Source organism: Variovorax sp. 01T439_2 (genome assembly GCF_056398445.1).
Window position 1 is genome coordinate 1 of the sequence record NZ_JBFTPJ010000243.1, and the last position, 6,684, is coordinate 6,684.

Consider the following 6,684-nt stretch of genomic DNA (forward strand, 5'->3'; position numbering starts at 1 on the left):
CGCCACCTCCCCTCCCGATCCCGCGGCCACCTCGGTCGAGGCGATGGGCTGGATGAAGGGCTTTCCGCCCCCGCCCGACAGGCTCATCACCTTCGACGATCCGGCGGGCGGCGTGTTTCCGCGCACGCGCTGGAGCTTCTCGCATGTGCGCGAAACCGTGCCCACGGCCAACGTGTGGCGCGGCAGCGGCGCGCCGAGTCCCCTGCCGGCGGCGCCGCGCAGCGATCTCGAGGCCGTGACCTTCAAGCCGCTGGGCAGCGAGGAGACGCTGAGCTTCGGCCAGATGATCCCGCGCACCTACACCGACGGCATCCTGGTGCTGCACCGCGGCCGCGTGGTCTACGAAAAGTACTTCGGCGCCCTCACGCCCGAGCGGCCGCACATTGCGATGTCGGTCACCAAGTCCTTTGTCGGCACGCTGGCGGCCATCCTCGCGGACGAGGGCAGGCTCGACCCGTCGGCGCCGGTCACGCGCTACCTGCCCGAGCTCAAGGACACGGCCTACGGCGACGCCACGGTGCGCCAGGTGATGGACATGACCATCGGCGTGCACTACTCGGAAAACTACGCCGACCCGAAGGCCGAGATCTGGGACTACGCGCGCGCCGGTGGCATGCTGGCGCAGGGCCCGAACTACACGGGCCCGAAGTCCTTCTACGAATTCCTCGCCACGCTGAAGAAGGAAGGCGCGCACGACGCCGCCTTCGCCTACAAGACGGTGAACGCCGAGGTGCTCGCCTGGATCCTGCGCCGCGCCAGCGGCCAGCCGCTCGCCGACCTGCTGAGCGAGAAGATCTGGCGCCGCATCGGTGCCGAGCAGGACGCCTACTTCATGGTCGACCGCATCGGCACCGAGTCGGGCGGCGGCGGCCTCAACACCGTGCTGCGCGACCTGGCGCGCTTCGGCGAGACCATGCGCAACGGCGGCCGCGCGCTCAACGGGCAGCAGGCCATTCCCAAGGCGGTGGTCGAGGACATCGCGCGCGGCGCCGACCCGGCCAAGTTCGCCAAGGCCGGCTACGCGCTGCTGCCGGGCTGGTCGTACCGCAACATGTGGTGGGTCACGCACAACCCGCACGGCGCCTACATGGCGCGCGGCATCCACGGCCAGAGCATCTATGTCGATCCGAAGGCGGAAATGGTGATCGTGCGCTATGCCGCGCACCCGGTGGCGGCCAGTGCGGGCAACGATCCGCTCACGCTGCCGGCCTTCCAGGCCGTGGCCGAGGCGCTGATGCGGCCCTGACCGAGGCCCTGGATGGGGTCAGCCCCGCGCCTGGGCGATCACCAGCAGGCCGTCCATGATCAGGCTCTCGACCAGTTCGAAATGCCCGTTCATCACGGGCGCCATCTTCCAGCCCGCGCCGCCGGTCATGTAGCAGGCCGGCTCGGCGCCGCAGTGCGAGCGCACGTGCTGCACCATGCGCTCGACTGCACCGGCAATGGCATAGGTACCCCCGCTGGTGAGCGCGTCGCTGGTGTTGGTGGGGAATTCGCGCACCTCTCCGGTCGGCACGTGCAGGCCCGCGGTGCCCGACTCCAGCGCGCGCAGCATGATGCCGTGGCCCGGCAGGATCAGCCCGCCCAGGAACTTGCCGCCGGCATCGATGGCCTCGACCGTCACGGCGGTGCCGATCATCACCACCACCATCGGCCGCGCCGACCCCGCGTCCAGCATCCGGTGGCGCGCGCCGATCATCGCCACCCAGCGGTCGGCGCCCAGCCGCGTGGGATGGTCGTAGCCATTGACGATGCCGGCCTCGGCCGCGCTCGACACCACCCAGCGCGGCGCGCAGTCGAAGCGCTCGACGATCTGCTCCTCGGCGCGGCGGCGCACCGCGTCGCCGGCCACCACGCAGCCGAGCATGGAGCCGGGCGCGGGCAGGTCGGCCCAGGGGCCGTCGGCCAGCCGCTCGATGTGGTCGAGGAACTCCGCCCCATGCGCCTGCAGCGCGGCCCCCGGATGCGCCGCATCGTAGAGCGCCCATTTGAGGCGGGTATTGCCGATGTCGATCGCGAGGAAGGGGGATGCCATGGGCGGGATTATTGCGACTTTGTTGTCGCGGATGCTGGCGCATCGTTGACACACGCGGCGCGGACCTACGCGGCCGTGCCCGGTTTCGCCGCTACATTCGCGATTCCCCTCAACCAAGGCGCAAGGAGAGAACCATGGGTTTGCTTAGTTTCATCAAGGAAGCCGGCGAGAAGCTGTTCGGCGGATCGTCGGCGCAGGCGGCCGAGCCGGACGCCAACGCCAAGGCCGCGGCCGCCATCAAGACCTACATCGAGACGCAGAATCTCGGCCTCACGGGCCTGGAAGTGACCTACACCGCGAGCAGCGGCGTGGTGACGCTGTCCGGCCAGGCGCCTTCGCAGGAAGCCAGCGAAAAAGCCGCGCTGGCCGCGGGCAACGTGGCGAACGTGACGAGCGTCGACAACAACCTGGTCGCACCGCCCGCCCCGCCGGCGCAGTACCACGACGTGGTGAAGGGCGACACGCTGTCGGCCATCTCCAAGAAGTACTACGGCGACGCCAACAAGTACAACGCGATCTTCGAGGCGAACAAGCCGATGCTGAGCCATCCGGACAAGATCTATCCGGGGCAGAAGCTGCGCATTCCGGCGCTGTGAGCTGATTCAACCGCCAACTGCTGCGGAAAGGCCCACTGGTTTCGGTGGGCTTTTTTATTGGGTGGTTTTGTTTGGCGCTGTTGTTCAGGGCGGCGTGCACAGGCCACCGGGTACACCCCTCCGCGAATGTCCCCCGTCGGCGGGAGCGCGCCCTGAACAAAGCCCGAGCCCGAACCTAGTTCTGCTTCCAAGGCAGCCCGCGCTTGCGCCAGCCGCCGATCTGCCCGCGGTGGCCGCTCTCGTCCGGATTGCCCTCGAAACCTTCGAGGATGTTGTAGGCCTCCAGGCCCAGTTCGGTGGCGCGCCGGGCGGCGGCGATGGAGCGCACGCCGCTGCGGCACAGCAGCACCAGCTTCTTGTTGCCGTCTTCGCCCGCGGCGCGAATGCCGCCGTCGAAAGCCGGGTTGAGCGCCATGCCCGGCCACTGCTTCCAGGCCAGCGGCACGGCGCCGGGCACGTAGCCGACCCATTCGCGCTCGGCATCGGTGCGCACGTCGACCAGCACGGCCTCGCCACTCGCCATCCACTGCGCGGCCTGCTCGGGCGTCACGTCGCCGGCATAGCCTTTTTCACCAACGGGTTCGGTCATCTCTTTCTCGTCCTTCCAATCGATAGGGTTACTTCAAGGGCAGCGGTCTTCTTTCGTTGCCCGGCGCCCTCGCCGGATGACGGAATTTTTCACCAGTTCGTGAAAACCCTGTTTGTCGCGTTTTCCTGCGCGCCAAAGATGCGGCTTGGGCCTGCCACACGATAACGCCAAGAGGCGGGCAGGGTTTCCTTGTCATCAGAACTTGTACGGAGAGAGACAACATGACAGACAGCAAATCGCCCCGCCGCCGCAGCCTGCTCAAGGGCGCGGCCGTGGCCGCAGGCGCCATGTCGGCGCCGATGGTCAGCATGGCCCAGACCACCTCGCTGCGCTTCCAGAGCACCTGGCCAGCCAAGGACATCTTCCACGAATATGCGCAGGACTTCGCGAAGAAGGTCAATGACATGGCGGGCGGCCGCCTGAAGATCGAGGTGCTGCCCTCGGGCGCGGTGGTCCCGGCCTTTCAGCTGCTCGAGGCGGTGAACAAGGGCACGCTGGACGGCGGCCATGGCGTGGTCGCCTACCACTACGGCAAGAACTCGGCGCTCGCGCTGTGGGGTTCGGGGCCGGGCTTCGGCATGGACGCCAACACGGTGCTGGCCTGGCACAACTACGGCGGCGGCAAGGCGCTGCTCGACGAGATCTACAAGAGCCTGAACATGGAGGTGGTGTCGTACCTCTACGGCCCCATGCCCACGCAGCCGCTGGGCTGGTTCAAGAAGCCGGTGGCCAAGGTGGAGGACATGAAGGGCCTCAAGTTCCGCACCGTGGGGCTCGCGGTGGACATGTTCACCGAGATGGGCACGGCGGTGAACCCGCTGCCCGGCAGCGAGATCGTGCCCGCGCTGGACCGCGGGCTGATCGATGCGGCCGAGTTCAACAACGCGTCGAGTGACCGCGTGCTCGGCTTTCCCGACGTGGTGAAGAACTGCATGCTGCAAAGCTTCCACCAGTCGGGCGAGCAGTTCGAGGTGCTGTTCAACAAGGGCAAGTACAGCGCGCTGCCGCAGGAGCTGCGCTCCATCATCGACTACGCCGTGCAGGCCGCGAGCGCCGACATGAGCTGGAAGGCCGTGCAGCGCAACTCGCAGGACTATGCCGACATGAAGAAGGCCGGCATCAAGTTCTACAAGACGCCCGATGCGGTGCTGCGCGCACAGCTCGCGGCATGGGACAAGACCATCGAGAAGAAAGCCGCGGAGAACCCGTTGTTCAAGAAGGTGCTGGATTCGCAGCGCATCTTCGCCGAACGCGCGCTGCAATGGCAGAACGACTACGGGGTGGACTTCAAGATGGCCTACGCGCACTACTTCGGCAAGAAGAAGAGCTGACCCCTCGGTCTGCGCGCGCTTCGTGTCGCTTCGCCAACTCCCTGCCAGGGGACGACAGCACCTGTGGACCGGCAAGGCCGGCTCCACGGTGCTTCACGAACGGTCCCCGTCCATCTCGCCATGACCATCCAACGCTTTCTCCACGCCGTCGACCGGTTCAGCATGGTCGTGGGCAAGACCTTCTCGTGGCTCATCGTGGCGCTGATGCTGCTGGTGTGCGGCGAGGTCTTCAAGCGCTATGCGCTCAACGCGCCCACTGCCTGGATCTTCGATGCCAACAACATGCTCTACGGCACCCTGTTCATGATGGGCGGCGCCTACACGCTCTCGCAGGCCGGCCACGTGCGCGGCGACTTCCTCTACGGCAGCATGAAGCCGCGCACGCAGGCCGCGCTCGACCTCGTGCTGTTCATCCTCTTCTTCCTGCCCGGCGTGGTGGCGCTCACCTGGTCGGGCTGGACCTACTTCGGCGAATCGCTCGCCATGCGCGAGCAGACCTTCAATGCCGTCCCGATTCCGCTCTACCCCTTCAAGTTCGTGATTCCGGTGGCCGGCGCCGTGCTGCTGCTGCAGGGCATTGCGGAGATGGTGCGCTGCGCGCTGTGCCTGAAGACTGGCGCGTGGGCGCCGCGCCTGAAGGACGCGGAGGAAATGGACGTGGTCGGCGAACAGCTCGCCGGCAGCACCCTCGTCGACGAGGCCGACAAGCGCGAGGTGATCGACAAGGCCAAGGCCATCGAGCAGGCCGCGCAGCAGCGCAAGAGCGGCACGACGGGAGGCACCCAGTGAGCGAACCCGCACTCGGCCTCTCGATGCTCGGCCTGATCGTGGTCGTGATCATGCTGGGCTTTCCCACGGCGTTCACGCTGATGGGCCTGGGCATGTTCTTCGGCTTCATCGCCTTCTACGATCCCGCCGCGCACTGGCTGGACAACAGGATCTTCGACCTGATGGTGCAGCGCGCCTTCGGTGCCATGACCAACGAGACGCTGCTGTCGATCCCGCTGTTCGTGCTGATGGGCTACGTGATGGAGCGCGGCGCGCTGGTCGACAAGATGTTCCACAGCGTGCAGCTGGCCTTCCGCCGCGTGCCGGGATCGCTCGCGGTGACCACGCTGATCGTCTGCACCTTCTGGGGCATCGCGAGCGGCCTGGTCGGCGCGGTGGTGGTGCTGATGGGCGTGATCGCGATGCGGCCGATGCTCAACGCCGGCTACGACACGCGGCTGGCGGCCGGCGTCATCACGGCGGGCGGCACGCTCGGCATCCTGATTCCGCCCTCGGTGATGATCATCGTGTACGCGGCCGTGGCCGGGCAGTCGGTGGTCAAGCTCTATGCGGCGGCRATGTTCCCGGGCTTCTTCCTCGCCTTTCTCTACCTGGTCTACGTGATCGGCTGGGCCATGCTGCAGCCGAAGGTCGCGCCCAAGCTGCCGGCCGACCAGCAGCGCGCCCCCGTCTCGCCCTGGGTTGCGCACATCGCGGCCAGCTATTCGCCGCGCATGCTGCCCGCGCTCGCGGCGGCCGTGGTGTCGCCGGCGCGCGCGCTGCGCGGCGCGGCCGAGGGCGTGCGCATCACCTGGTGGATGTTGCTGCGCGGCCTGCTGAGCGCGCTGGTGCCGCTGGCGCTCGCGGCCGCGACGCTGGGGTCGGTCTGGTGGTACGTGGCGATCTACTCGCAGGCGGACAACAGCAGCAGCGGCAAGGCGCCGGTGGCGCAGCAGCAGCAGGCGCCGCCCGAAGCTTCGTCGTCCGGAACCGGGCTGGCCGAACCGCCGACGTCCGATGCACCGAAGGAGCCCACGGCGGAAGACGGCCTGCAGGAGCCGCCGGGCGGCGTCGAGGAGCCCCCCGGCAGCGAGGCCCCGGCGCCCGCGGCGGCCGAGAGCGGCCTGCAGCAGCTGGGCGAAGCGGTCGATGCGCCGAAGACCGCCGCCGTGCCCGAGGCCTTCTACACCGGCTTCCTGCTGGCCAGCCTCTTCACGCTCGCGCTGCTGGCCTGGTACTACTGGCGCATGGACGCGGAGCAGTTCGAGATCCTGCGCATGCTGGTGTCGTCGGTGATGCCGCTGGCCACGCTCACGCTGGTGGTGCTGGGCGTGATCCTGTTCGGCATCACGACCGCCACCGAGT

At 67.9% G+C, this 6,684-nt stretch carries 7 protein-coding genes; 5 read left to right on the forward strand and 2 right to left on the reverse strand.

Going from position 1 to position 6,684, the window contains the following annotated elements; translation table 11 throughout:
* The coding region (locus AC1DOC_RS13495) for a serine hydrolase domain-containing protein (RefSeq protein ID WP_478129922.1) at positions 1 to 1,246 on the forward strand (1,246 nt) is incomplete at its 5' end.
* Between the two features lie 18 nt (positions 1,247 to 1,264).
* Here the strand turns inward: AC1DOC_RS13495 and AC1DOC_RS13500 are convergent.
* Entirely contained in the window at positions 1,265 to 2,035 is a 771-nt protein-coding gene (locus AC1DOC_RS13500; RefSeq protein WP_436288181.1) for a type III pantothenate kinase, read from the reverse strand.
* Positions 2,036 to 2,169: 134 nt separating this feature from the next.
* On the opposite strand from AC1DOC_RS13500, the gene lysM reads away from it, so the two are divergent.
* Complete coding sequence (lysM, locus tag AC1DOC_RS13505; protein ID WP_278874158.1) at positions 2,170 to 2,631, forward strand: peptidoglycan-binding protein LysM; 462 nt, start codon at positions 2,170 to 2,172, stop codon at positions 2,629 to 2,631.
* A 175-nt stretch (positions 2,632 to 2,806) separates the two neighbouring features.
* Here the strand turns inward: lysM and AC1DOC_RS13510 are convergent, their stop codons facing one another.
* A complete protein-coding gene (locus tag AC1DOC_RS13510; protein WP_062364223.1) occupies positions 2,807 to 3,220 on the reverse strand; it encodes a rhodanese-like domain-containing protein in 414 nt (137 codons plus the stop codon).
* 221 nt (positions 3,221 to 3,441) lie between these two features.
* Between AC1DOC_RS13510 and AC1DOC_RS13515 the strand changes: the two genes are divergently transcribed.
* The 3 genes from AC1DOC_RS13515 to AC1DOC_RS13525 all read left to right on the forward strand — a co-directional run.
* The gene (locus tag AC1DOC_RS13515) at positions 3,442 to 4,551 is read left to right on the forward strand and encodes a TRAP transporter substrate-binding protein (protein WP_015867700.1); all 1,110 of its coding nucleotides are present in this window, start codon (positions 3,442 to 3,444) and stop codon (positions 4,549 to 4,551) included.
* 120 nt (positions 4,552 to 4,671) lie between these two features.
* Positions 4,672 to 5,340, forward strand: a complete 669-nt coding sequence (locus tag AC1DOC_RS13520) for a TRAP transporter small permease subunit (protein WP_015867701.1) — start codon at positions 4,672 to 4,674, stop codon at positions 5,338 to 5,340.
* A partial coding sequence (locus AC1DOC_RS13525) for a TRAP transporter large permease subunit (RefSeq protein WP_478129923.1) occupies positions 5,337 to 6,684 on the forward strand: 1,348 nt, incomplete at its 3' end. The genes AC1DOC_RS13520 and AC1DOC_RS13525, both read left to right, overlap by 4 nt.

Bases quoted from the DNA above. Each gene is read 5' to 3' on its own strand.
- AC1DOC_RS13500 (WP_436288181.1), bottom strand. From the start codon at position 2,035: ATGGCATCCCCCTTCCTCGCGATCGACATCGGCAATACCCGCCTCAAA.
- lysM (WP_278874158.1), top strand. From the start codon at position 2,170: ATGGGTTTGCTTAGTTTCATCAAGGAAGCCGGCGAGAAGCTGTTCGGC.
- AC1DOC_RS13510 (WP_062364223.1), bottom strand. From the start codon at position 3,220: ATGACCGAACCCGTTGGTGAAAAAGGCTATGCCGGCGACGTGACGCCC.
- AC1DOC_RS13515 (WP_015867700.1), top strand. From the start codon at position 3,442: ATGACAGACAGCAAATCGCCCCGCCGCCGCAGCCTGCTCAAGGGCGCG.
- AC1DOC_RS13520 (WP_015867701.1), top strand. From the start codon at position 4,672: ATGACCATCCAACGCTTTCTCCACGCCGTCGACCGGTTCAGCATGGTC.